This is a genomic window from Arthrobacter sp. 49Tsu3.1M3, assembly GCF_900168135.1.
In the GTDB taxonomy this organism is placed as follows: domain Bacteria; phylum Actinomycetota; class Actinomycetes; order Actinomycetales; family Micrococcaceae; genus Arthrobacter.
In genome coordinates this window covers 357372-381530 of the sequence record NZ_FUZD01000002.1, presented here as the reverse complement: position 1 = coordinate 381530, position 24159 = coordinate 357372, and the positions used below count along the sequence as shown (strand labels likewise).

Genomic DNA, 24159 nt, shown 5'->3' with positions numbered 1-24159 from the left:
CAGCAAAGGGCGGGGTCCGCAGCCTGGTGGCCGGGACCCCGCCCTTTTGCGAAGCTCTTGGCGTGACGCTATTCGGTGACGCCGACGAGGCATTCCTTGAGGTTCGTCGCCTCAGCGGCATTGAGTTCGACTACAAGCCGCCCCCCGCCTTCGAGCGGAACACGCATGATCAGGCTGCGTCCCTCTTTCGTCACTTCCATAGGGCCGTCGCCGGTGCGTGGTTTCATTGCCGCCATAAGGAATATCCCCTTTATTAGTCCCTGACATACCAGCCCGGCCGGGCTGCGTCCGCTTGGCCAATCAACCCGCCCGGCAACGCTCCAGAAGGCGGCCGTGACAGGCAAACCCACAAATAATGCGCTTACAAACTGTGTGCTTCTTGTCCTTGCTTATCCTCTATTATCGCGTAACAATGCGCCCGTAGCTAATCGTTGGACTTTCCAGCGCGTCCCGCGAGGCCGGGCCGGCGCCGCGAAATGGTGGTGTGCGTCACGGCGGGTAGTCCCCTCCGCCCGGCAGTTGCGCCCACGCCCACAGCCACACAATCCAGACGATCTGCAGCAGCATGAACATGACCACCACGGTGCCGCGGTAGGCGCGGGAACGCGAGAGAAGGGCGGCGCTGAGGGCGAGCGGGAACAGCGGCAGGAGCATCCTGAACGTGCTGGTCTGGGGGTGCAGGAAGACCAGGAGGTAGCCCATATAGCAGCAGCACCAGAGCCTCAGCTCGGTGCCCAGGGCGACGACCGGCCTGGACATCATCAGCAGCGTGAACGCGGCAACGAACACGAAGGGAGCCAGCACGCCAAGCGTCGGCCCGAACAGCATGATGCCGGCGTCGAACCATGGCTTGAACGGCACCAGGTCATCGCCACGCCATGCGGTTTCGGTCTTGGTGTAGGCGCCCGGATCGCCGGTCGCGGCCCAGGCGATGGCCGGCCACAGCAGCGCGCCGATGCCGCTGACGGCGGTGAGCCCGCCCAGTGACCACAGCTCGGCCTTGCCGGGGACGGCGACGGTTTCCCGGCTCTGCACTGTGACGCCCTGTGTCGCGGGGCTCTGATTCGCGGGGTGTTGCGCAGTGAGGTGTTGTGCCGCGGGGTGTTGCGCAGTGAGGCGCTGCCAGAAACGGTAGAGCAGCAGCAGGCCCATCATCGCGGCAAACGGAACCCCGGTGGGCCGGGAAAGGCACATCAGGACCACAACGGGCATGGCCCACAAGTACCGGCGCTCCATGACGAGCAGCAGCGCGCCGCCGAGGAGCAGCAGGTTGAGGGATTCGGCGTAGGGCACCTGCAGCACCGGCGCCACCGGGAAAGCCGCCAGGAACACCGTCCCCCAGAGCGCCGTGCGGTGCGTTGTCCGGTGCCGGAAAATTCTGTACGCCACGAGGGCTGCACCCAGTCCGGAGACCAGGGCGATGGCCGTCAGGGACCACGCCGGACCCGTGCCTGTCAGCCCGGACACCACCCGGCCCAGCACGGGAAACAGGGGGTAGAAGGCCCACGTGTTCTCCTGGACCGTGCCGGCGTCGTCGGTCGGCAGAAGCGCCGGATACCCCGCCTGCAGCGCTTGGGCGTACCAGCGGGCATCCCAGATGTTGATGAAGTTCCAATAGTCCGGCTTGGCGGGAAACCACGGATTCACGCCCTGGTGCAGGGCGGCGGCCATGAAGATGCACGCGCTGACCAGCCTGGCAGCGATGTAGAGGCCGGCCACCTGCGCCCACCAGGGCCACCGCGCCATCCCGGCGCCCGCGGCGGCGATGCGGCTCCACAGCGCCGCGTTCAGCCCCTGGGGCTCCGGGGCCTCAGGCGCCGCCACGGTCTCCGGGTCTTCCACGCGGCTCACGGACGCTGTTCGGTCGGCGGACGGAGGCGCTCCAGTTCCTCCCCGAGTGCCTCGATCTTCTGGTCCTTGGCAATGATCTGCTCCCGCAGGTCGTCCAGGACCTGATCCACCTGGTCCATCCGGTAGCCGCGGAGTCCGACGGCGAAGCGCAGACGGTCAATGTCCGCCGCGGCCGCGCGCTCGGGCAGCAGGACCGGCGGCAGGGATGCGACCGGCTCGTCGAACCCGTCGTCAAAGGAACCGCCCGCACCGCCGTCCCGGCGGCGACGGAAGATTTTCGGTGCCAGGCCGGTGCCCAGGAGGACGGCGACGCCGATCAGCACAATCGCCAGGAAAACCAGGAAGAGACTCACTAGACCATCGTGCCAGAAGCCGGACGCCGGAGCGCTCAGGCGGACGGATCAGCCCCGCGTTCCCTTGATGTTCGCCGTGCCGGTCCCGTTCGTGGACCCGCCGTTCGGGTTCCGGTGGCGGGCGGCGCCTTCCACGACCAGCTCGACGGCCCGCGCGGGGTCGTCCACCACCTGTACGAGGTCCAGGTCCTCGGCCGAGACCATACCCTCCGCGACGAGGGTGTCCCGGACCCATTCGAGCATGGGGCTCCAGAAAGCGGTTCCCACCAGGACGATCGGGAAGGAGGTGACCTTGCGGGTTTGGACCAGGACCATGGCTTCGAAGAGCTCATCCAGGGTGCCGAGGCCGCCGGGGAGCACGATGAAGCCCTGGGCGTACTTGACGAACATGGTCTTGCGGGCGAAGAAGTACCGGAAGTTGATGCCCAGGTCCACCCACTGGTTCATGCCCTGCTCGAAGGGCAGTTCGATTCCGAGCCCCACGGAGACGCCGTTGCCCTGCACGGCGCCCATGTTGGCGGCTTCCATCGAGCCGGGGCCGCCGCCCGTGATCACGGCCAGTCCGGCCTCGGCCAGCCGGCGTCCGACCTCGACGCCGAGCTCGTAGTTCGCGCTGCCAGGCACTGTGCGGGCGGAACCGAAGACGCTGACTGCCGGACCGAGATCGGCCAGCGCGCCGAATCCTTCCACGAACTCGCTCTGGATCCGCAGCACGCGCCAGGGGTCGGTGTGGACGAACTGTCCCGGCCCCTTTGTGTCCAGCAGGGTCTGGTCGGACATCGTGACCTTGGCGGCCTTGCGGCGCAGTTCAAGCGGACCCTTGTGGCGGATCCCGTTGGGCGCCGGGGCGCTGCGGGCCTCGCGGGGCGGCTTTCCGGCGGGATTCTGTTCGGCGTTCTGCTTGGGGCCCTGCTGCGGATCGGTACTCATGCCCATAGGCTAGCGCGGAACTCGGCCGCCGCCGCGTCGGCGCGTCGGCGCGGGAGCGGCGGCCAGAGGCGGCCGGGACCCGGAGTGAATCAGCAGAGGAGGCCCGCTGCGGGCCTGCACGGGACGCTGACGTGCAGGTATCTCTTGAATCACGATCTGCCCTAAACAGAGTGATTGCGGTCATATTGCGTCAATCTTCGCTAGATTCGTTCTATGACTACTCAAGTGCCCGGCGATGCTCTCGTCTCCCTGAAGGCCGTGAACAAGCACTACGGCCAGTTGCACGTCCTGAAGGACATCAACCTGAACGTCCGCAAGGGTGAGGTTGTTGTTGTCATCGGCCCTTCGGGTTCCGGCAAGTCCACGCTCTGCCGCGCCATCAACCGTCTCGAAACCATCGACGACGGCGACATCAAGATCGATGGCAAGGAACTGCCCGCCGAGGGCAAGGAACTGGCCAAGCTGCGCGCCGACGTCGGCATGGTCTTCCAGTCCTTCAACCTCTTCGCCCACAAGACCATTCTGGAAAACGTCACCCTTGGCCCGATCAAGGTCAAGGGCGTCGCCAAGGGCGAGGCCGACAAGGATGCCATGGCGCTGCTGGAACGCGTCGGCGTCGGGCACCAGGCCCCCAAACTTCCGGCCCAGCTCTCCGGCGGCCAGCAGCAGCGCGTTGCCATCGCCCGCGCCCTGGCCATGAAGCCCAAGGTGATGCTCTTCGATGAGCCCACCTCGGCGTTGGACCCGGAAATGATCAACGAGGTCCTGGACGTCATGGTCCAGCTCGCCAAGGAGGGCATGACCATGATCGTGGTCACCCACGAGATGGGATTCGCCCGCAAGGCCGCCGACCGCGTCGTGTTCATGGCCGACGGCCAGATCGTCGAGGACGCGACCCCCGAGGAATTCTTCACCAATCCCAAGAGCAGCAGGGCCAAGGATTTTCTGTCCAAGCTGCTGACACACTGACCGACTACGAGTTCGCACCCCGGCCGCCTGACGGCGGCCCAATGAAAGGAATGTCATGAAGGCATTTTTGACCCGAAGGAAATCCCTTCTGGTTGCCGCATCCGCAGCACTGGCACTCAGCCTGAGTGCCTGTGGCGGCAGCTCCTCCACTACCACCAACCCGCCCGTAGCCGAGAAGCCGAGCTTTGCCGCCGATTCCACCATGGCCAAGCTTTCCTCCGCAGGCAAGATCACCATCGGCACCAAGTTCGACCAGCCGCTCTTCGGCCAAAAGGGTCTCGACGGCAAGCCGGTCGGCTTCGACGTCGAAATTGGCAAGCTGATTGCCGCCAAGCTGGGCATCCCCGCCGACAAGATCGAGTGGGTTGAAACTGTCTCCGCCAACCGCGAGCAGTTCCTCAAGCAGGGCAAGGTGGACATGATCGTCGCCACCTACACCATCAACGACAAGCGCAAGGCCGAAGTCGACTTCGCCGGCCCGTACTACGAGGCCGGACAGGCCCTCATGGTGAACAAGGACAACAACTCCATCACCAAGCCCGAGGACGTCAAGGGCAAGAACGTCTGCTCCGTGACCGGCTCCACCCCGGCCGCGACGATCGTGGAGAAGTACGGAGCCGTCCTGGTTCCGGCCGCTACCTACTCCGCCTGCCTGGAACCGCTGCGCAACCACCAGGTTGAAGCCGTCACCACCGACAACGTCATCCTCGCCGGTTTCGTGTCCAAGGAACCGGACGCCTTCAAGCTGGCATCGGACCAGACCTTCACCAAGGAGCCCTACGGCATCGGTTTGAAGAAGGACGACACCGCCTTCCGCATGTGGATCAATGACCAGCTGGAGGCCTTCGACAAGGACGGGTCCTACAAGAAGGCCTGGGACGACACCGCCGGCACTGTCATCAAGACTGCGCCTGCGCTTCCCACGATCGACCGCTACTAGCCGGCTGTGGCGGCTGCCGGGCCGCGGATCTTCCGCAGCCCGGCGGCCGCCACGCCCGTCTTTCGCTTGAATCCCCTCAACGCAGCTGAAGGAACTTATGGACGTCATCATTGAAAACCTCCCCCAGTATTGGGACGGTTTTCTCAGAACCCTCTTCCTCTCCCTGGTCTCGGGGATTATCGCCCTGGTCTTCGGCACCATTCTCGCTGCCGCCCGTGTCTCCCCCGTCGCCGCGCTGCGCGGCTTCAGCATGGTGTACGTCGAGATCGTCCGGAACACCCCGCTGACCATCGCATTCTTCTTTGCCGCGGTGGTTCTGCCCCGCCTCGGCGTCACGTTCCAGCAGTTCGAGGTCGCCGCCATCATCGCCCTGAGCGCCTACACCTCGGCCTTCATCGCCGAGGCCGTGCGCTCCGGCGTCAACAGTGTCCCGGTGGGCCAGGCGGAGGCCGCCCGCAGCATCGGCATGAAGTTCAGCCAGGTGCTCAGCTTGATCATCCTGCCGCAGGCTCTGCGCACCGTGATCCCCCCGTTGATCAACATCCTGATCGCCCTGGTGAAGAACTCGTCCGTGGCCGGCGCGTTCTATGTGCTGGAACTCTTCGGCCAGGGCAAGCAGCTGGCCAACGCCAACGGCGACGCCGTCATGTGGGTTCTGGTCGGCATCGCATTCTTCTACCTGCTGATAACCATCCCGCTGGGCTATCTCGCCAGCGTTGTTGAACGAAAGGTGGCAATCGCGCGATGAGCTCTGTTCTCTACGACGTCCCCGGCCCCAAAGCCCGTCGGGTTTCGCTGATCGGCTCCATCATCGGCGCGATCGTGATCGGCGGCCTCCTCGTCCTGGCCGTCATGACGCTCGCCCAGCAGGGAATCTTCGACCCCAAACGCTGGGCGGTCTTCCAGCTGCCCGAGGTCTGGGCCCTGATCGCCGCCGGCATCGGCGCCACACTCGCCGCCGCGGCTGTCTCAGCGGTGATTGCCTTCCCGCTGGGCCTGCTTCTGTGCCTGATGCGCATCTCGGACAACGCCTGGATCAGGGTGCCCACCCGGATCGTGCTGGAATTCCTGCGCGGCATGCCCGTTGTGCTCATGATGCTGTTCGTGCTGCTCGTCTTTGCCACCAGCTCGTTCATCGCCGTCGTGGCCGGCCTGGTCCTTTACAACTCGGCGATCTTCGCCGAGATCATCCGCGCCGGCGTCCAGTCGCTGCCCAAGGGCCAGCGTGAGGCCGGCCTGGCGATCGGCCTGACGAGTTTCCAGTCCCGGCTGACCATCGAACTGCCGCAGGCCATCCGGCGCATGCTGCCGTCCCTGGTCGCGCAGCTCGTGGTGCTGCTGAAGGACACGTCGCTCGGCTACATCGTCGCCTACGGCGAGCTGCTCCGGGCTGTGCAGGTCATGGCGGACTTCCTGGGCCCGCAGTACCTGTTCCCGGTGTTCTTCGTGGCCGCGGCCATCTACATCGCGATCGACCTGGCGGTCTCCCGCCTAGCTATCTGGCTCGAACGCCGCGGCTCCAAGCGCGCCGCCGGCGGCGTGGCGCACGTGCCGGTCGCCGGTATTCCGGCCGCCAAGTAAGCCGTCCCACCCACAAAAGGGTCCGGAACCTCTCGGAGGTTCCGGACCCTTTGTGCGTTGCGCCTTGTTTCCTGTTGTGTCCTGGGTGTCGCTCCGTAGGCGTTGCTGCGGTGCTTCCCGGGCGTTGCTTCCTGGCCCTTGCTAGGCGCCCAGCCAGGTCCGCAGCGCCCGCAGGCATTCGCGGATGGCGTCCGCCTCGACGTGCTCGTTGTCCTTGTGCGCCAGCAGCGCATCGCCGGGTCCAAAGTTCACCGCGGGGATGCCGAGCTCACTGAAGCGTGCGACGTCGGTCCAGCCGTACTTGGGCTTCGGCTCCGCGCCGACGGCGGCGACGAAGGACGCCGCCGCGGGGTGGTGCAGGCCCGGCCGCGCGCCGGCCGCACTGTCGGTGCGCACGACGTCGAATCCGACGAGCAGTTCGCGCACGACGGCCTCGGCTCCGTCCGGGGTCTTGTCCGGCGCGAAGCGGTAGTTGATTTCCACGACGCATTTGTCCGGAATGACGTTACCGGCCGTGCCGCCGTGGATCTTCACGGCGTTGAGGCTTTCGCGGTAGTCCAGACCGTCAACCGTCACGGTCTGCGGCTCATACGCCGCCAGCCGGGCCAGGATCGGGGCCGCGGCGTGGATGGCATTGCTGCCCATCCAGGCCCGGGCCGAGTGGGCAGCCTCGCCGTTCGTGGTCACCTCGAAGCGGCTGGTGCCGTTGCAGCCGCCCTCCACCGTCCCGTCGGTCGGCTCGAGCAGGATCGCGAAGTCCCCGCCGAGCAGCGAGCCATGGTTGCGCACCAGACGGCCCAAGCCGCTCTTCACGGCCTCGACTTCCTCGTGGTCGTAGAAGACGAACGTGACGTCCTTGCCTGGCTCCGCCCCGCCGTCGAACATGGCGGCCGCCAGCGCCAGCTGCACTGCGACGCCGCCTTTCATGTCGGTGGCGCCGCGGCCGTAGAGGATCCCCTCGCCCGGGGCCCCGGAGGGCCAGTACGCCGGCACGGTCCCCAGCGAGCCCTCGGTGGTGGGCAACGGCACGGTGTCCAGGTGGCCGGCAAGGATGACGCGTTCGGCCCGGCCCAGGTTGGTGCGGGCGATGATCGAATCGCCGTCGCGGACAAGCTCCAGCTGCGGCAGTTGCCGGAGGGCATGCTCCACGGCGTCGGCCAGGACCCCCTCGTTGCCGGAGACGCTGTTGATGTCGATCAGGGCGGCCGTGAGCAGGGCAACGTCCTGGCGGAGGTCCAAATGGACCAGTGTACGGACAGGGACGCTGGCGGTGGCGCTGGCAGGGGTGCGCGGGTTACTGGGGGTCACCGTTCCACCTTATCTGTTTGCCTCCCCGTCCCACCTGAGTCGCTGAGGGGCCGTTTTCCGGGCGCCAAGAGGCACCTGCAGCGTGTCAGGCGGGTTGTCATGAGTTTCAGCGCCTGAGGGGCTCTCGTTAGACTTGGGCCATGACTGAAACTGCTGCTTCCGCTGTGCCCGCCGACGCCCGCTCCGCCTATGGCTACGGGGTGGCCACCGTGTCCACCCGCAACGGTGACGCCACCGTGCTGGACGTGTGGTTTCCGGCCCCGGCGCTCGGAGTCGCCACGGAGCACCTGCGTGACGTGGAGAACGCGGACCAGTCGCTGATCGACATCGCCGCCAGCGGCATCGATCCGGACCGCGGCACCGAGCAGATAGTTATCTTCGCCCAGATCAACCTGGACGCGGCGCCCGCGGACACTGCGGACGCCTACCTTCGCCTGCACCTGCTCTCCCACCGGCTGGTCCAGCCAAACACCATCAACCTTGACGGCATCTTCGGCAAGCTTCCCAACGTGGTGTGGACCAACTTCGGCCCCGCAGCCGTGGAGGACTTCGAGCTGACCCGGGCGCGCCTGCGCAAACGCGGCACCGTCACGGTGTTCGGCGTGGACAAGTTCCCGCGCATGGTGGACTACGTCGTTCCCTCCGGCGTCCGGATTGCCGACGCCGACCGGGTCCGGCTCGGTGCGCACCTGGCCGAAGGCACCACGGTCATGCACGAGGGCTTCGTGAACTTCAATGCCGGAACCCTGGGTACCTCCATGGTCGAGGGCCGGATCTCGGCCGGCGTCGTCACCGGCGACGGGTCCGACGTCGGCGGTGGGGCCTCGATCATGGGAACCCTTTCCGGCGGCGGCAAGGAAAAGATCGCCCTCGGCGAGCGGGTCCTGCTCGGCGCCAATTCCGGGGTGGGCATCAGCCTTGGCGACGACTCGGTGGTGGAGGCAGGCCTTTACGTCACGGCCGGCACGCGCGTCCGTGTCATCAGCCCGCGGGACGCCGAAGGCGAAGACACCAGCCGGGTGGTCAAGGCTTTGGAGCTCTCCGGGGTTCCCAACCTGCTTTTCCGCCGCAATTCCGCCACCGGCGCGGTCGAGGCACTCCCCCGCAAGGGCCAGACCGTGGAGCTCAACGCGGACCTGCACGCCAACTGACCGCCACCGGCTGGTACGGTATGGCGGGCGGCGAAGACCGCGCGGGCGGGGCCGACCCGCCCCGACGAAGAAGCCGATGACGCAGCCCGTTGGGGCCTGAGGGAGTATTTTCGTGGCACGACGAGGGAGCTGGCGGCGCCGGATTGTCCTTCTGCTGACCCTGGCGATGGTCGCGGGCGGCATCTACACGGCAGTGACGTTCCTGCAACGGTCGGAGACGTTGATCACCGAACGGTGCACGGCCACGGGCAGCGGCGGCGACGACCTCGCCACCGACCAGGCGGCCAATGCCTCCCTCATCACCGCCGTCGCGGTCCGGCGGGGGCTTCCCGCCCGGGCCGCCAGCATTGCGCTGGCCACCTCGATGCAGGAATCCAAACTGCGCAACATCGGCCATGGCGACCAGGCTGGTCCCGACTCCCGCGGGCTGTTCCAGCAGCGGCCGTCCCAGGGCTGGGGCACCACGGCCCAGGTGATGGACCCGTACCACGCCAGCAATGCGTTCTACGATGCGCTCGTCGAGGTTTCCGGGTACGAGTCGCTGGATATCACCGTGGCCGCCCAGCGCGTCCAGCGCTCGGCGTACCCGGAGGCCTACGCCCAGCATGAGGTGATGGCCCGCGCCTTCGCCTCCGCACTGAGCGGCCAGACGCCCGCAGGCCTGGACTGCTCGCTGCGCTCGCCCGACGCCGCCGGGAATCCTGCCGCCGTCTCTGCTGGGCTGACCGCTGCGCTCGGGGACGTGACGGCGTCCACCGACGGCCGGACCGTGCTCGTGGAGGCCGAAGGCACCCAGGCCTGGGCTGTGGGCCAGTGGGCCGTGGCCAACGCCAAGGAGCTCGAAATCACCAGTGTGGAGGTCGACGGCCGCGCCTGGAACCGGCAGTCCCGCGACGGCTGGCAGCCGGCCCAGGTTCCGGCCGGCCAGGTCAGGGTAACTGTCGCCGACGCGCCCGGCACCTGACCGCCACCGGGTCTGTCGCCACCGGGCGGGTTCAGACGAGGAGATCGACCACCGGCTGCACGTAGCTGCGGAACAGTTCCGGCTGGGACAGCAGCTCGTGGCTCATGATGATCTTGTCGGGCTCGAGATACCAGGCCCGCGGCTCCGCAAGCGGGAGCTCGATGATCGTCAGGCCGAAATCCTTTGAAGCCCTTCCCACGTCGAGCAGGCGGTCCTCCACCATGTCGGCCAGCAGCTCGTTGTTGCCGTTGGCTTCGCGCTCCGCCTCGAGGGCCCCGTATTCCGCGAGGCGTTCCCGGGACCACGTCAAAGCGGCCCCGAAGTGGGCCTGCAACACGCGCCGGAGGGCCGGCGAATTGCTGAACGCACGGAAGCCCGGCGGGGAGAGCTCGGGGGACATTTCCGGGTGGGCTTTCAGCAGCTGTTCCCACCAGGCCTCCCATTCGGTCTTGAGCGCAGCCGGGCCGCCGACCTCGGCGATTAGGTGGGAGTGGTCCGAGGCGCGGATCTTCGGTGCCGCATGGCAGAGCGCCGGGTGTCCCGCAGTGTCCAAGCCGGCGGCGTCACGAACGTAGAGGGCAATGAGCATGGGACCAGAAGTATCCATCGTGATCCGCCAGCCAGGCCCGCCGGTGTGGTGCATCCAATTGCCTCCTTGGCAAGACGTACGATCTCAGTCTATTCCTGTTGTTATGAGGCGTTAACGGCTGGCTGCCCGGCCGCCAGCCGTCGGTTCAGGCCCTCCAGATGGGCTTCGAGCACATCCTTGCACATCAGGGCCGTCATCCACTCGGGCTGCAGGAGGGCGTGCATCGTCAGACCGTCCAGAACGGCCAGCAGCAGTTCCGCTTCGGTGACGAGCACCTGCTGGTCGAGGCCGGCCGCGTGGCCGGCGTCAGCGCCTTCAGCCTCGGCCAGGCCCAGGATGAGCCCGCCCACGACGGCGGCCACCGCCCGGTGGCTGCGGTCGGCCTCGGCGGCCAGGAACGGCCTGGTCCGGGCGGCATTCTTGAAGGCCATCCAGACGCAGGCGTCAACCGCCCGTTCCTCGTCCAGCGGAAGAAACTCACCCAGCAGTGCCAGGACGGCCGCACGCTGCTCCCCCGACCCCGGCGGCGTATCGCCCAGCCGGGAGTCCGCGTCAGTGAGGCGGCCGACGATTCGGTCCACCACCACGGCGAACGAGTGGGTCAACAGCTCGTCGCTGCTGGCGAAATAGTGCCGCACCGATCCGACGGCCAGCTGCGCTTCATCGGCGACTTCCCGCAGCGAGGCCCGCTCGAGGCCATCCGTGGCGATGATCCTGAAGACTGCGTCAACTATTTCCTGGCGCCGGATTACGGCGTCGACAAATTTAGGCACTGGTCTTTTTTAGCACGTACGTGCCGCAGCCGCCGGGGGGCACACCGGTCCTGGCAGGGACGTGGCGCGGGTCACAGCGGCACGATGCCCCCATAAGGACGACGCCGGCCGCGCACCTCAGCAAAAGGTGCGCGGCCGGCGTCGTAATGGCTATCGCGCGCGCCGTGGCCGGCGGGCTGGCTACAGCGACGGGTAGTTGCGTTCCGGTTCGCCGACGTAGAGCTGGCGCGGGCGGCCGATCTTCGTGTTGGGGTCGCTGATCATCTCGCGCCACTGGGCGATCCAGCCCGGCAGGCGCCCGATGGCGAACAGCACGGTGAACATCTTCTCCGGGAAACCCATGGCCTTGTAGATCAGACCGGTGTAGAAGTCCACGTTGGGGTAGAGCTTGCGCTGGATGAAGTAGTCATCGCCCAGGGCCTTCTCTTCAAGGCGCATGGCGATGTCGAGGAGCTCGTCGTTTCCGCCGAGCTTGCTCAGGACCTCGTGGGCCGTGGCCTTGATGATCTTGGCGCGCGGGTCGTAGTTCTTGTAGACGCGGTGCCCGAAGCCCATAAGGCGGACGCCGTCTTCCTTGTTCTTGACCTTCTCCATGTAGTCCTCGGGCTTGATGCCGTCGGCCTGGATCTGGCGCAGCATCTTCAGGACGGCCTCGTTGGCACCGCCGTGGGCGGGGCCGAAGAGGGCGTTGATGCCGGCAGAGACGGAGGCGAACAGGTTCGCGTTCGAGGAACCGACCAGGCGGACGGTCGACGTCGAACAGTTCTGCTCGTGGTCGGCGTGCAGGATCAGGAGCAGGTCCAGGGCCTTGGCGATGACCGGGTCCACCTCGTACTGCTCGGCCGGCAGGCCAAAGCTCAGGCGCAGGAAGTTCTCCACCAGGTTCATCGAGTTGTCCGGGTACAGCATGGGCTGCCCGATCGACTTCTTGTGGGCGTAGGCGGCGATGACCGGCATCTTGGCCATCAGGCGGATGGTGGAGACCTCCACCTGCTCGGCGTTGAACGGATCCAGCGAGTCCTGGTAGAACGTCGACAGCGCCGAGACGGCCGAGGACAGCACCGGCATCGGGTGGGCGTCACGGGGGAAGCCGCTGAAGAAGCCCTTGAGCTCCTCGTGCAGCAGGGTGTGGTGGCGGATCCGCTGGTCGAAGGACTCCAGCTCGGTGGGGGTCGGCAGGTTGCCGTAGATCAGCAGGTAGGAGACTTCCAGGAAGCTCGAGTGCTGGGCCAGCTGCTCGATGGGGTAGCCGCGGTAGCGCAGGATGCCGGCATCACCGTCAATGTAGGTGATGGCCGAGGTGGTGGCCGCGGTGTTCATGAAACCGGGGTCGAAGGCGACGGCGCCGGTCTGCTTCAGCAGCTTGGAAACGTCGTAGCCTTCGTTCCCTTCTACAACCTTGATGCGCGGGAGTTCGAGTTCGCCGCCGGCATGGCGCAGGGTTGCGCTGGTGGTTTCAGTCATGGAGTCTCCTCATGAGGCATCGGGGCCTCTGTCGAAAGCTGGTCCAACATCTGGTGAAGCTGCCCGCGGATCCTGTGCGGACAGGATTTCCAAAGGCTGCGCTGCCTTCTTGTGGAAAGCCACCATTGATCGTCAGTTAAAAAGTACCTTCACTTCGCGGGTGGCACTAATCCGGGGGCCCCGCAAAAGGCCAAAAACAGGCCACATGTGGCACGCGTCACAGCATTGTTACGCTTCGGGGCACAGCCGCGAGACGGCGGCGTCGATCCTTTCGTCGCTGGCGGTCAGCGCCACCCGGATGAACCCGTTGCCGGCGTCGCCGTAGAAGACCCCGGGGCCGACGACGATTCCGCGGTCCGCGAGCCGGCGCACGGTGTCCCACGTCGCCTCGCCGGCGGTGGCCCACAGATAAAGGCCCGCCCTCGATTCATGGATTGTCAGGCCGAAACCCTCCAGCGCGGGCACGATCCGTTCCCGCCGGCCCCGGTACAGGTCCTTCTGGGCCTGGACGTGGGCGTCGTCGCCGAGGGCCACGCGCATGGCTTCCTGGACCGGATAGGGCACAATCATCCCGGCGTGCTTGCGGCTGTTGACCAGGTTGGCCATGATCACCGGATCGCCGGCGACAAATGCCGCCCGGTAGCCGGCCACGTTGGACTGTTTGCTCAGCGAATAGACGGCGAGCAGGCCATCGTGGGAGCCTTCTGCGACCTGCGGATGCAGGACACTCGGGACCGGGACGCCGCCACGCTGGACGTCCCACTCCCCCCAGCCGAGCTCGGCGTAGCATTCGTCGGACGCGACGACGGCGCCGAGCTCGCGGGCCTGCCGGACGATCCGCCGCAGCGACGCGATGTCCCGGACGCTGCCGGTGGGGTTGGCCGGGGAATTGACCCAGACCAGACGCACGCGGGCCCGGGTGCCGGCGTCGAGTTCGTCGAGGTCGTCCGCGGCGACATGCTCCGCACCGGCGAAGGTGGCCCCGATGTCATAGGTGGGGTATGCAACCGTGGGTCGGACGACGACGTCGCCCGGCTTCAGGCCGAGCAGGAACGGCAGCCACGCGACGAGTTCCTTGGAACCCACCGTTGGCATCACATTCTGCGGGTCGAGCCCGGGGACGCCGCGCCGGCGCGCAAACCAGCCGGCGATGGCTTCCCGCAGGGCCGGCGTCCCGTGCACCGTGGGATAGCCGGGGGCGTCCGCGGCGGCGCGCAGCGCGTCCTGGATGAGTGCCGGCGTCGCGTCCACCGGGGTTCCGATGGAAAGGTTGACGGCTCCTGCCGGGTGCCGGGCTGCCGTGGCGAGATACGGCGCCATGGCCTCCCACGGGTAGTCGGGCAGGCTCAGGCCGAAGGTGCGCACCGCGGAGGTCACCGTTGCGCCGTCCTAGTTTTCTTGGTTCTGCGGCGGCAGGGCGGCGATCATGGGGTGGTCGGTGTGGGTGTTCCCAACCTTCGCGGCGCCCCCCGGGGACCCGAGTTCGTCGAAGAACTCGACGTTGGCCTTGTAGTAGTCGGCCCATTCTTCGGGGGTGTCGTCCTCGTAGTAGATCGCCTCCACGGGGCAGACCGGCTCACAGGCACCGCAGTCCACGCACTCGTCGGGGTGGATGTACAGGGAACGCTCACCCTCGTAAATGCAATCGACGGGGCACTCCTCAATGCATGCCTTGTCTTTGACATCTACACACGGCTGCGCGATTACGTACGTCACGTCCCTGGCCTCTCCACGTTGGTTCCGGCGACCGGCCGGATGATTTCCAGGCCCTGAGCCGGGCTGCTGACTTCTGAGCCTATTATCTCCCAGCCTGTTCCCGCGAACCTAGCCGGACGTCACACATGCTCCGCGTCTTACGATGATCTGATGAGCTCGCCTTTGCCCTTGCCCCAGCAGTTCCTCTCCTCAGCCCCGCTCGGCACCCGCGTTGTGGTCCGGTACAGGATCGAGGGCGGCCTGACGGATGCCCTCGGCGAGCTCGTGGAACGCGCCGCCGGCGTATGCACCGTCCGCACCCGCAGCTCCGACGTCGTCATTGCACTCCCCCTTGTCGTGGCAGCCAAGGAAGTCCCGCCGCCCCCGCCGCGCCGCGCCCCACGGGTGCAGGGGCCCTGACGGGCTGGCCGGGGTGGGCGCGTCGGTGGTTGCGCCGAGTGGACATCCCCTCCGCACCCCCGACCGATGGACATGCCCTCCCCTTGCCGCCAACAACGCGCATGCCCAGCCGCCACCCCGGCCAGCAATGGACATGCCCTCCCCTGCTGGCCAACAACGCACATGTCGAGCCCCACCCCCGGCCGCCAGTGGACATGCCCTCCCTTTGCTGCTGGAGATGGACTTTTCGGCGTCATGCTCATCGCCGCCGCCCAACGCGGGACATGTCCAATGGTGAATCGACGGAGCAAGGAACATGTCCCGTGGTGGACCAACAGAACAAGTGACGTGTTCCGTGGTGGACCAAAAGAACAAGGGACATGTCCAGTGGTGGACCAACAGAATAAGAGACATGTCCAGTGGTGCATCGAAAGAGCACAGGACAATTTCAGCGGTGGCTGGGCGCGGTGCAGGATCAGAGTGCAGGATCAGAGTGCAGGAGCACAGTGCCGAACAGCATCGCAAGGGCGCGCGAAGCTGGCCGTGGAGCCTGGCTCTAGGCGGCGGCAGACAGCCTGTTCAGGGCTTCGCGGACCATGGTGATGAAGTCCTCGGGGTGGTCCCTCAGCAGCGGGTACGTCACAACAAGAGTCGGGATTCCCCGGCGCGTCGTGACGTTCCAACGCCGCCGGTCTTCCTCGAAGCTGGCCCTGTCCATGTGGAATCCCGCCCCGTCGGCCTCGATGCCGAGACGGCCGTCAACCATAAGGTCCAGGTGTCCCATTCCCGGAACGTTGACCTGCGATTCAACATGGAAGCCGGCCCGCCGCAGCAGGAACCGGGCGAGGCACTCAATGAGCGACTGCGACTGCGGGACGATCGCCGACACGATCCGGCGCTCCCGGGAGTCGTTCCGGCCATCGAGCCGCTGACGCAACGAACCCAGCGGGAGTCCCTTCAGCACGACGGCAGATTCGGCGATGATCAGCCCGTCAGGTTCGGGTAGGCAGCGCAAGCATTGAATGACCGTGTCCAGGAGTGTCGGCGGCGCGGTTGCCCGGTGGCAGACGAAGCCCTGATAGCTCCTGCTGTGCGTAAGGGCAACGTGCGGCTGGGCTGGCCCTTCAAGGACCCAAAGCCCACTGAAGTGTGCCGCTGTGATGCACGCCGGTTCCGCCGGAAGCGAGCGTATGGCGATCAGCTGCGCGTCTGCACCGGGCAACGCATAAACGCCGCGGGCCACCCGGGACACCGCTCCCGAGGCCATCGCGGACTTGAGCTGAAAATCGGAGACCCCCGCGGCGGCAATGTATTTGGCGCGGGCGACGCCGTCGTACGGGAGCACCTCGATGATGTTGGCCATTCACCCATGGTGGAGCCGCACTCTGTGCCCTGGAAGTCGGATCTCGCACTATGTGGAAAACTGCGCCAGCCGGCTGGGGGCGGTGCGGGACAGGTCCGACCATGAGGGCGGGGCATGTCCCGCGCACCAAACCGGGGCCGGACATAACGCCATTGTGCCCACTCCAGCGAGCGAAAAATGGGCGTGTCCCGCTTGGGGAGCAGGGGCAATGGGGCCTGGTCCCAGCCAGGCATCACCCGCCCCGGCCCGTCGTCACCGGTCCCGGACCGTCGTCACCGGTCCTGGCCGGCCGGCCTCCGGTAGCGCCGGCACCAGGCGAGCATGGCCACGGTGATTCCTGCGATGCCGAAGACCCAGATATTGCCCGCGGCGTCGCCGATGACCAGGCGCTTGCCCGCTTCCAGGGTGGACCACCAGCCAATCAGCGCGTAACAGAGGACTCCGCAAGCCGCCGTCGGGATGACAGAACGGAATGCCGCCCCCAGCCACAGCTGAACCGAGCCCAGCAGGACGAGCGCGGCGACGGCGCCCCACGGGACGTCCACCCCGCCCAGGACCAGGTCGTGGCGGTGCAGTGCGGTGCCGGCCAGGGCAACAAAAAGAGCTGCCGGCACGGCGGCGGCAATGCCGCCTGCCGTACCGGCAGCTCTCTTAATCACCTTGTGGCTGAAGCCCGGAGACCGGGATCAGACCTTGGCGCGGGCGCGGTTGGCCTTGGCGCGCTCGTTGGTGTCCAGGATGACCTTGCGGATGCGGATTGAATCCGGGGTAACCTCAACGCACTCGTCTTCGCGGGCGAATTCGAGGGACTCTTCGAGGGTCAGGTCGCGCGGGGGCGTCAGGTTCTCGAAGGTGTCCGAGGAAGCTGCACGCATATTGGTGAGCTTCTTTTCCTTCGTGATGTTCACGTCCATGTCGTCGGCGCGGGAGTTCTCTCCCACGATCATGCCCTCGTATACCTCGGAGGTGGGCTTGACGAAGAAGGATCCACGTTCCTGCAGGTTGATCATGGCGAACGGGGTCACAACACCGGCGCGGTCGGCGATCATCGAACCGTTGGTGCGGTACTCGATGGGGCCGGCCCACGGCTCGTAGCCTTCGGAGATCGAGGCGGCGATGCCGGCGCCGCGGGTGTCCGTGAGGAACTTGGTGCGGAACCCGATCAGGCCTCGGGCCGGAACGATGAACTCCATGCGGCACCAGCCGGTGCCGTGGTTGGCCATGTTGGTCATGCGGCCCTTGCGGGCGGCCATCAGCTGGGTGACGGCGCCGAGGTATTCTTCGGGCACGTCGATGGTCATGTGTTCCATCGGCTCGTGGACCTTGCCGTCGACGGTCTTGGTAACCACCTGCGGCTTGCCGACGGTCAGCTCAAAGCCTTCGCGGCGCATCTGCTCGACCAGGATGGCCAGTGCAAGCTCGCCACGGCCCTGGACTTCCCAGGCGTCGGGACGCTCGGTGGGGAGAACCTTGATGGAGACGTTACCGATCAGTTCCTTGTCGAGGCGGTCCTTGACCTGGCGGGCCGTGACCTTGGCGCCCTTGACCTTGCCGGCCAGCGGCGAGGTGTTGATACCGATGGTCATGGAGATGGCCGGGTCGTCAACGGTGATCAGCGGCAGCGGCTGCGGGTTCTCGGCGTCGGTCAGGGTCTCACCGATGGTGATCTCCTCGATGCCGGCGACGGCGACGATCTCGCCCGGGCCAGCGGACTCAGCCGGGACGCGGTCCAGTGCCTTGGTCGCGAGAAGTTCGGTGATCTTGACGTTCTTGAGCTCGCCATTGGCGCGTGCCCAGGCCACGGTCTGGCCCTTGCGCAGGGTGCCGTTGTAGATGCGCAGCAGCGCCAGGCGGCCCAGGAACGGTGAGGCGTCCAGGTTGGTGACGTGTGCCTGCAGGACACCGTTCGGGTTGTAGGTCGGGGCCGGAATGTGCTCGATGATGGCCCGGAAGAGCGGCTCAAGGTCTTCGTTTTCCGGGGCGCTGCCGTCGGCGGGCTGCTCGAGGGAGGCACGGCCGACCTTGGCGGCGGCGTAAACAACCGGCACGTTCAGGATCTTGTCCAGGTCGAGGTCCGGAACTTCGTCGGCGAGGTCGGAGGCCAGGCCCAGGAGCAGGTCCATGGATTCGTGGACAACTTCTTCGATCCGCGCGTCGGGGCGGTCGGTCTTGTTGACCAGGAGGATCACCGGCAGGTGCGCGGCGAGAGCCTTGCGCAGCACGAAGCGGGTCTGGGGCAGCGGGCCCTCAGAGGCATCGACGAGGAGGACGACGCCGTCGACCATGGACAGGCCGCGCTCCACCTCGCCACCGAAGTCGGCGTGGCCGGGGGTGTCGATGACGTTGATGGTGATGGTTTCGCCGTTGGAGGACGGTCCGTTGTACGCCACCGTGGTGTTCTTGGCCAGGATGGTGATGCCCTTTTCGCGTTCCAGGTCACCGGAGTCCATGACGCGGTCTTCGAGGTGGTTGTGCTCGGCAAAGGAGTTGGTCTGCTTGAGCATGGCGTCGACCAGCGTGGTCTTGCCGTGGTCAACGTGGGCCACGATCGCGACGTTGCGCAGGTCACTGCGCGATGCAGTGGCTACCGCAGTGTTGGTGGTGGTTTCAGACATGCGTTATTGCTCGATTCAGTGGTGAAGTCAGCTGTGGTATCGCGACATTTCCAACCGGAACGCACGACAGATCAGTCCCTTTGGCACAGGGCACCTACTACCATTCTAAACGCTAGGTCATTTATTGGCCTAAAATGCGGATCGGCGACCAGCGTCCGCGCTGTCGCCGGAGCAGGACGGGCGTACGGAACTGGTCTATTACGTGTGAGTAAAGTCACTGGATTTTCCAGCGCCCATGCACCATCATTGCTCTGATAGCAGCAAGCAAGCCCGGAGACATTCATGCGAAACGCCTCGGCCCTGTCCCGCTTCGTCGCAATGATGATCGCCACCGGCGTGGTTCTTGGCGGCTGCGGACAGACCTCTTATTCACCTGCGCCCGACGCGGGCTCTTCCAACGCCGGATCATCAGAAGCGGGAGCCGTGGGGACGCCACTGACCGGCAGCGGGGCCGGAGCGGCCGTTGGAGCAGGGGCGCCGGTCGCGGCCGGGTCCGCGGCGAAGACGCGCATTGGGTCCACCATCGACCCCGCCGCTCTGCCGAGCGGCTCTACCTACCGCAATCCAGCCAACGGCCGCAACGAGATCATCGTCAAGGACACCAGCAATGTCGCCGTGCTGATTGGCGACTCACAATCGGAACCTTCCTACGGCTGGCCCAGGCAAGGTCTGGCCGCTGCCGGGTACAAAGTCTTCTTTTGTGGCCGCGGCGGCACGGGTTTCGTGGCGTCCAACGGCAAGACCGGCAACTACATCGACGCGCTACAGCGCGGCGACTGGAAACTCCCCTACGGCACTCCTCCCCTCGTGGTGATCGAAGGCGGCGGGAACGATGCCGCACGCGGCGCCTCCGACGCACAGATCGTCTCCAACGCGGAACGGCTGATCGCCAGCATCCAGCAGCGTTACCCCGCTGCCCGGATACTCATGGTCGGCACACTCGGGCGCGGCGCCCACTATGGCGGAGGACGCCGGAGCGAGGTGGACGCGCTTTTGGGGCGGGTGGCGGACCGTCACGGGCTGTCGTTCGTCAGCGCGGGCGACTGGCTCACCCGGTACAACCTGACGGGCTCGATGGCGGACCGGGTCCACCTGAACCGGCAGGGCCACGCGACCCTGGGCGCCGTTTTAGGCCAGCGGCTGCAGTCCATGGGGTTTGACTACGCTGACCCCGGCATGGTCGCCGGATTGCACCACTAACGCAGGTTTGCCCCTCCGGCGCATCCACCGCCCGCACCGGGACCGCCGGCGCATCCACCGCCAGCGAAGGACGGGCAACAGTACAACAAAGGAGCCGGTGTCCGCCCCGAAGGGTGGACACCGGCTCCTGTACCGCCAGCTGCTGAGTGCTGCTGGCGGCGGACTTCTTCAAGCCCTCAGAAAGCGGCCGCTCAGGCCACGTCCATTTCCGGCGGCAGCATGAGGCCGGCGCCGGGGATGGCATTGAGCAGCGCCCGGGTGTAGTCCTGCTGCGGCGACTCGAAGACGTCGTCCGTCGAGCCTGTTTCCACCAGCTTGCCCTTCTCCATGACGCACACGCGGTCGGCGATCTGCCGGACCACCGCGAGGTCGTGGGTGATGAACAGGTAGGTCAGGCCCAGCCGGGACTGCAGTTCGGCGAGCAGGTTCAGCACCTGCGCCTGCACCAGCACATCCAGTGCGGAGACGGCCTCGTCGCAGATGATCACTTCGGGGTCCAGGGCCAGGGCACGGGCGATCGCGACCCGCTGGCGCTGGCCGCCGGAGAGCTCGTTGGGGTACCGCTGCATGGTGGACTGCGGCAGCGCCACCTGGTCCAGCAGTTCCCGGACCTTCTTCTCGCGGCTGGCCTTGTCCCCGATCTTGTGGGTCCGCAGCGGTTCCTCGATGGTCCGGAAGATGTTGTACATCGGGTCCAGGGAACCGTATGGGTCCTGGAAGATCGGCTGCACCCGGCGCCTGAAGGCGAACAGCTCTTTGCTGTTCAGCGTGGAGGTGTCCACGCCGTCGAAGATGATCTTGCCGGAGGTCGGCGTCAGGAGGTTCAGGACCATCTGCGCCACCGTGGACTTGCCGGAACCCGACTCCCCCACGATCGCCGTCGTGGTTCCCCGCTTGACGTTGAAGGAGATGTCGTCGACGGCGGTGAAGTCCGTGGACTTGCCCAGGCCCGAACGCAGCTTGAAGACCTTCCTGAGGTTCTGGATCTGCAGGACGTCGTCGGACTTGGCCGGCTCAACCACGCCGGTCTCGCCCGGGGCGAGCATGTCGTCGGTTTCCACGCCAAGTTCCTTGGCCGCCTGGATGCGCCGGGACGCCAGCGACGGCGCCGAGGCGACCAGCCGCTGGGTGTACGGGTGCTGCGGGTTCTGCAGCAGCTCCAGCGAGGGTCCGGATTCGACAACCTGGCCGCGGTACATGACCACCACCTGGTCGGCCCGCTCTGCGGCGAGGCCGAGGTCGTGCGTGATCAGCAGCACCGCGGTGCCCAGCTCCGTGGTCATCTTGTCCAGATGATCGAGGATCTGGCGCTGCACTGTCACGTCGAGCGCCGACGTCGGCTCGTCCGCGATGAGCAGGCGCGGCTGGCAGGCGAGCCCGATCGCGATCAGCGCGCGCTGGCGCATGCCGCCGGAGAACTCGTGGGGGTACTGCTTGGCGCGGCTGCCGGCGTCGGGCAGCCCGGCCTGGGACAGGACCTTGGCGACGTCGTCGGGGCCGCTGGGGAGTCCGTTGGCCTTCAGCGTCTCGCGGACCTGGTCGCCGATCTTCCACACCGGGTTGAGGTTGGACATCGGGTCCTGCGGGACCATGCCGATGCTGTTGCCGCGCAGTTCGATCATCCGCTTTTCGCTGGCGTTGGAGATGTCCTCGCCATCAAACAGGATCTGGCCTGCAGCGACGCGCCCGTTGCCCGGGAGCAGGCCGATAGCAGCCAGCGCGGTGGTGGACTTGCCGGAACCCGACTCGCCCACAATCGCGACGGTTTCGCCGGGCATGACGGTGAGGTGGGCGTTGCGGACGGCGTTGACCTCGCCGTTGCTGGTGGTGAACCCGATGGCCAGGTCCTTGATTTCAAGCAGCGGGCGCTCAGTGGCGTACTCAGCTTCCTGGAAGTCAACAGAGGCGCTCATGGTGTCCCCTTTCATCGCTTGCGGGCTTTGGGATCGAGGGCATCACGCAGGGCATCGCCCAGCATGATGAAGCTCAGGACGGTGATGGACAGCGCGATGGCCGGGTAGAGCAGCGGCATCGGGTTTGACCGGAGCGAGGCCTGCGCCGCCTGGATGTCATTGCCCCAGGACATGACGCTGGGCGGCAGCCCAATGCCCAGGAAGGACAGGGTGGATTCGGCCACGATGAACGTGCCCAGGGAGATGGTGGCCACGACGATGATCGGGGCCAGCGAGTTCGGCATCACGTGGCGCATAAGGGCGCCGAACTTCGAGACGCCCAGCGACCGGGCGGCGGTGACGAAGTCGGCGTTCCGGACCTCGATGACGGCGCCGCGCGTGATGCGGGCAATCTGCGGCCAGCCGAAGATGACCAGGATGAGCACCAGGGTCCACACGGTCTTGTTCGTCCGGAACATCGGCAGCTGCATCATCACGATCGCGCCCAGGATCAGGGGCAGGGCGAAGAAGATGTCATTGATGCGGGCCAGGACCGAGTCGATCCAGCCGCCGTAATAGCCGGCGACGGCCCCCAGGATGCCGCCGATCAGCAGCACTCCGATGGTGGTGAAGAGGCCCACGGTCACCGAGGACCGCGTACCGAAGATGACACGGGCGTAGACGTCGCAGCCCTGCTGGGTGAAGCCCAGCGGGTGGCCCGCGGCGGGGCCCGCGTCGGAGTTGGCCAGCTGGCAGGCCTCCGAGGTGGGGTCGATCTGCGAGAACAACCCCGGGAAGACGGAGACCGCGACGACCACCAGGATCAGGAACGCGGAGATGAGGAACAGCGGCTGCTTGCGCAGGTTCTTCCACGCCTCGCCCCACAGGCTCAGCGGTGCGGCTTCGTCCTTGACCCGGTCCGTTACCTGGAGCGGGGTCTCGGAGACATCGGCCACGAAGTGCTCGGTCCGGCGGGCCGGGCGGCGGGAATCGGAGTGCCGTGCGGTGGTGGTGGTGTTATCAGGAGTCATAACGGATCCTCGGGTCAAGCCAGCCGTAAAGCAGGTCAACGAGCAGGTTGGAGAGGCAGTAGATCAGCACCAGGACGGTGACGATCGAGACCACCGTGGGACCTTCCCCGGACAGCACGGCCCGGTAGAGCCGGTTGCCCACGCCCGGAACGTTGAAGATGCCTTCCGTGACGATTGCCCCGCCCATCAAGGCACCGAGGTCGGCGCCCAGGAACGTAATGACGGGAATCAGGGAGTTGCGCAGGATGTGGACGCGGACCACCTGGAACCGGGAGAGACCCTTGGCGGTGGCGGTGCGGACGTAGTCGGCGTTCATGTTTTCGATGACGGACGTGCGGGTCAGGCGCAGGACATAGGCGAACGATCCCAGTCCCAGCACGATTGCCGGCAGGATGAGGTCAGGGATGGTCGCCGCGGAGCTGACGGTCGGCTTGGCCCAGCCGAGCTGGACTCCGATGGTGAACTGCAGCAGGAAGCCCAGGACGAAGATCGGGATGCCGATCACGACCAGGGACGCGACCAGGACGGTGGCGTCAAAGAGCTTGCCCTTGCGCAGGCCGGCGATGAGGCCGAAGACGATGCCGAAAAAGGCCTCGAAGATCAGCGCCATGATGGCCAGCCGCGCCGTGACGGGGAAGACCTCGCCGAGCACGGCGGCGATGGGGCGTCCAGAGAAGTCCTGGCCGAGGTCAAACGTGAAGATGCTCTTGAGGTACAGCAGGTATTGCATCCAGAACGGCTGGTCCAGGTGGTACTGCATGCGCAGCTTGGCTGCGACCGCCTCGTTCACCGGCTTGTCGCCGAACAGGGCCACGATGGGGTCACCGGGCAGGCTGAAGACCAGGAAATAGACCAGGAGTGTTGCGCCCAGGAAGACGGGAATCAGTTGCAGGAAACGCTTGAGGATGTATGTCGACATCAGCGAGTCACACCCTCGTTGGCAGGCACCCTGTCCAGGGATGCGGCGGAGTTGTTCATCAAAGAACCTTTTCACTATGGATGCAGGCTGCGCCGGTTTGGTCACGGCGGCAGGGCTGCGAAAAGTTCGCCCGAAGGAGCCGGGCATCAAGAAAATAAAGGGAGGGGAAACA

Annotated in this window: 24 protein-coding genes; 8 read left to right on the top strand and 16 right to left on the bottom strand. The window is 66.3% G+C overall.

What is annotated here, in order from left to right; all coding sequences use genetic code 11:
* Positions 1 to 68: 68 nt before the first annotated feature.
* From B5X90_RS04705 to B5X90_RS04690, 4 genes are all read right to left on the bottom strand, one after another.
* Positions 69 to 236, bottom strand: a complete 168-nt coding sequence (locus tag B5X90_RS04705; protein WP_079550332.1) for a DUF3117 domain-containing protein — start codon at positions 234 to 236, stop codon at positions 69 to 71.
* A gap of 253 nt (positions 237 to 489) precedes the next feature.
* On the bottom strand, positions 490 to 1746 hold the full coding sequence (locus tag B5X90_RS04700) for a hypothetical protein (RefSeq protein ID WP_256860060.1): 1257 nt from the start codon (positions 1744 to 1746) through the stop codon (positions 490 to 492).
* 101 nt (positions 1747 to 1847) lie between these two features.
* Positions 1848 to 2204: a DivIVA domain-containing protein gene (locus tag B5X90_RS04695; protein ID WP_079550330.1), complete on the bottom strand. Its 357-nt coding sequence runs from the start codon at positions 2202 to 2204 to the stop codon at positions 1848 to 1850.
* Between the two features lie 48 nt (positions 2205 to 2252).
* A complete protein-coding gene (locus B5X90_RS04690) occupies positions 2253 to 3140 on the bottom strand; it encodes an LOG family protein (protein ID WP_256860048.1) in 888 nt (295 codons plus the stop codon).
* Positions 3141 to 3347: 207 nt separating this feature from the next.
* Between B5X90_RS04690 and B5X90_RS04685 the strand changes: the two genes are divergently transcribed.
* The 4 genes from B5X90_RS04685 to B5X90_RS04670 all read left to right on the top strand — a co-directional run bounded on the left by B5X90_RS04685 (position 3348) and on the right by B5X90_RS04670 (position 6624).
* The gene (locus B5X90_RS04685; RefSeq protein WP_026266498.1) at positions 3348 to 4103 is read left to right on the top strand and encodes an amino acid ABC transporter ATP-binding protein; all 756 of its coding nucleotides are present in this window, start codon (positions 3348 to 3350) and stop codon (positions 4101 to 4103) included.
* Positions 4104 to 4158: 55 nt separating this feature from the next.
* The gene (locus tag B5X90_RS04680; protein ID WP_079550328.1) at positions 4159 to 5043 is read left to right on the top strand and encodes a glutamate ABC transporter substrate-binding protein; all 885 of its coding nucleotides are present in this window, start codon (positions 4159 to 4161) and stop codon (positions 5041 to 5043) included.
* Between the two features lie 97 nt (positions 5044 to 5140).
* Complete coding sequence (locus B5X90_RS04675) at positions 5141 to 5791, top strand: amino acid ABC transporter permease (RefSeq protein ID WP_079550325.1); 651 nt, start codon at positions 5141 to 5143, stop codon at positions 5789 to 5791.
* A complete protein-coding gene (locus tag B5X90_RS04670; protein WP_079550323.1) occupies positions 5788 to 6624 on the top strand; it encodes an amino acid ABC transporter permease in 837 nt (278 codons plus the stop codon). The genes B5X90_RS04675 and B5X90_RS04670 overlap by 4 nt, the downstream gene beginning before the upstream one ends.
* Positions 6625 to 6765: 141 nt before the next feature.
* On the opposite strand, the gene dapE is transcribed toward B5X90_RS04670, so the two are convergent.
* Positions 6766 to 7872: a succinyl-diaminopimelate desuccinylase gene (gene dapE, locus B5X90_RS04665; RefSeq protein WP_079550555.1), complete on the bottom strand. Its 1107-nt coding sequence runs from the start codon at positions 7870 to 7872 to the stop codon at positions 6766 to 6768.
* A 200-nt stretch (positions 7873 to 8072) separates the two neighbouring features.
* On the opposite strand from dapE, the gene dapD reads away from it, so the two are divergent.
* Together dapD and B5X90_RS04655 are read left to right on the top strand one after the other, a co-directional pair.
* Positions 8073 to 9083, top strand: a complete 1011-nt coding sequence (dapD, locus tag B5X90_RS04660) for a 2,3,4,5-tetrahydropyridine-2,6-dicarboxylate N-succinyltransferase (protein WP_079550321.1) — start codon at positions 8073 to 8075, stop codon at positions 9081 to 9083.
* Positions 9084 to 9249: 166 nt separating this feature from the next.
* Positions 9250 to 10047: a hypothetical protein gene (locus B5X90_RS04655; RefSeq protein WP_079550319.1), complete on the top strand. Its 798-nt coding sequence runs from the start codon at positions 9250 to 9252 to the stop codon at positions 10045 to 10047.
* Between the two features lie 31 nt (positions 10048 to 10078).
* Here the strand turns inward: B5X90_RS04655 and B5X90_RS04650 are convergent, their stop codons facing one another.
* The 5 genes from B5X90_RS04650 to fdxA form a co-directional block, all read right to left on the bottom strand.
* On the bottom strand, positions 10079 to 10690 hold the full coding sequence (locus B5X90_RS04650; RefSeq protein ID WP_079550317.1) for a hypothetical protein: 612 nt from the start codon (positions 10688 to 10690) through the stop codon (positions 10079 to 10081).
* Between the two features lie 47 nt (positions 10691 to 10737).
* Positions 10738 to 11409 carry a TetR/AcrR family transcriptional regulator gene (locus B5X90_RS04645; protein ID WP_079550315.1) on the bottom strand — a complete coding sequence of 224 codons (672 nt, stop codon included), beginning with the start codon at positions 11407 to 11409 and terminating at the stop codon, positions 10738 to 10740.
* A 180-nt stretch (positions 11410 to 11589) separates the two neighbouring features.
* On the bottom strand, positions 11590 to 12873 hold the full coding sequence (locus B5X90_RS04640; RefSeq protein WP_028275687.1) for a citrate synthase: 1284 nt from the start codon (positions 12871 to 12873) through the stop codon (positions 11590 to 11592).
* A gap of 228 nt (positions 12874 to 13101) precedes the next feature.
* On the bottom strand, positions 13102 to 14250 hold the full coding sequence (dapC, locus tag B5X90_RS04635; protein ID WP_079550313.1) for a succinyldiaminopimelate transaminase: 1149 nt from the start codon (positions 14248 to 14250) through the stop codon (positions 13102 to 13104).
* Between the two features lie 12 nt (positions 14251 to 14262).
* Positions 14263 to 14589 carry a ferredoxin gene (fdxA, locus tag B5X90_RS04630; RefSeq protein ID WP_028275689.1) on the bottom strand — a complete coding sequence of 109 codons (327 nt, stop codon included), beginning with the start codon at positions 14587 to 14589 and terminating at the stop codon, positions 14263 to 14265.
* Between the two features lie 150 nt (positions 14590 to 14739).
* Here fdxA and B5X90_RS04625 point away from each other — a divergent pair, with 150 nt between their 5' ends.
* Entirely contained in the window at positions 14740 to 14988 is a 249-nt protein-coding gene (locus tag B5X90_RS04625) for a putative acetyltransferase (protein WP_079550310.1), read from the top strand.
* Positions 14989 to 15523: 535 nt separating this feature from the next.
* Here B5X90_RS04625 and B5X90_RS04620 read toward each other — a convergent pair.
* From B5X90_RS04620 to typA, 3 genes are all read right to left on the bottom strand, one after another.
* Entirely contained in the window at positions 15524 to 16330 is an 807-nt protein-coding gene (locus B5X90_RS04620; protein WP_079550308.1) for a type IV toxin-antitoxin system AbiEi family antitoxin domain-containing protein, read from the bottom strand.
* 272 nt (positions 16331 to 16602) lie between these two features.
* Complete coding sequence (locus B5X90_RS04615; protein ID WP_256860047.1) at positions 16603 to 16989, bottom strand: hypothetical protein; 387 nt, start codon at positions 16987 to 16989, stop codon at positions 16603 to 16605.
* A 27-nt stretch (positions 16990 to 17016) separates the two neighbouring features.
* A complete protein-coding gene (gene typA / locus B5X90_RS04610; protein WP_079550304.1) occupies positions 17017 to 18945 on the bottom strand; it encodes a translational GTPase TypA in 1929 nt (642 codons plus the stop codon).
* A 282-nt stretch (positions 18946 to 19227) separates the two neighbouring features.
* Here typA and B5X90_RS04605 point away from each other — a divergent pair, with 282 nt between their 5' ends.
* Positions 19228 to 20145: an SGNH/GDSL hydrolase family protein gene (locus tag B5X90_RS04605; protein ID WP_079550302.1), complete on the top strand. Its 918-nt coding sequence runs from the start codon at positions 19228 to 19230 to the stop codon at positions 20143 to 20145.
* 191 nt (positions 20146 to 20336) lie between these two features.
* On the opposite strand, the gene B5X90_RS04600 is transcribed toward B5X90_RS04605, so the two are convergent.
* The 3 genes from B5X90_RS04600 to B5X90_RS04590 are packed head-to-tail and all read right to left on the bottom strand — an operon-like array spanning position 20337 to position 23987.
* Complete coding sequence (locus B5X90_RS04600) at positions 20337 to 22058, bottom strand: ABC transporter ATP-binding protein (protein ID WP_179129051.1); 1722 nt, start codon at positions 22056 to 22058, stop codon at positions 20337 to 20339.
* 11 nt (positions 22059 to 22069) lie between these two features.
* Positions 22070 to 23068, bottom strand: coding sequence for an ABC transporter permease (locus tag B5X90_RS04595; protein WP_079550298.1), 999 nt, complete (start codon positions 23066 to 23068; stop codon positions 22070 to 22072).
* Positions 23058 to 23987 carry an ABC transporter permease gene (locus B5X90_RS04590; protein WP_018773796.1) on the bottom strand — a complete coding sequence of 310 codons (930 nt, stop codon included), beginning with the start codon at positions 23985 to 23987 and terminating at the stop codon, positions 23058 to 23060. The genes B5X90_RS04595 and B5X90_RS04590 overlap by 11 nt, the downstream gene beginning before the upstream one ends.
* Positions 23988 to 24159: the final 172 nt, after the last annotated feature.